The 373-nt window shown below is 75.1% G+C and carries 1 protein-coding gene; it reads left to right on the top strand.

Features of this window, described 5'->3' with window-relative positions; all coding sequences use genetic code 11:
- Positions 1 to 373: penicillin acylase family protein (locus IH50_RS38485; protein ID WP_199822201.1), on the top strand; the 373-nt coding region annotated here is incomplete at both ends.

The following is a 373-nucleotide window of genomic DNA, read 5'->3' as shown; positions in this document are numbered from 1 at the left end:
GCACACGATGGCGAAGCGGACGGTCACGGTCCCCGTCAAGGGCGGCGCCCCGGTCACCCGCACCCAGTGGTGGACCCGCTACGGCCCGGTGGTCACCGGGCTCGGCGCCCAGCTCCCGCTGCCCTGGACCTCGACCACGGCGTACGCGCTCAACGACCCGAACGCGGTCAACCTGCGCGGCGCGGACCCCGGCCTCGGGTTCGCCAAGGCCCGTTCCCCCGCGGGCATCCTGAAGTCCCTGCGCGAGACGCAGGGGCTGCCGTGGGTGAACACCGTCGCCGCCGACCGCCGGGGCCACTCGCTGCTCAGTCAGTCCCAGGTGCTCCCCCGGATCACCGACGACCTGGTGCGGCGGTGCGGCACGGCCCTCGGG

Origin of the sequence: Streptomyces sp. NRRL S-37 (assembly GCF_000721605.1) — a bacterium.
Classification (GTDB): Bacteria; Actinomycetota; Actinomycetes; order Streptomycetales; family Streptomycetaceae; genus Streptomyces.
This window is presented reverse-complemented; position numbering and strand designations above follow the sequence as displayed.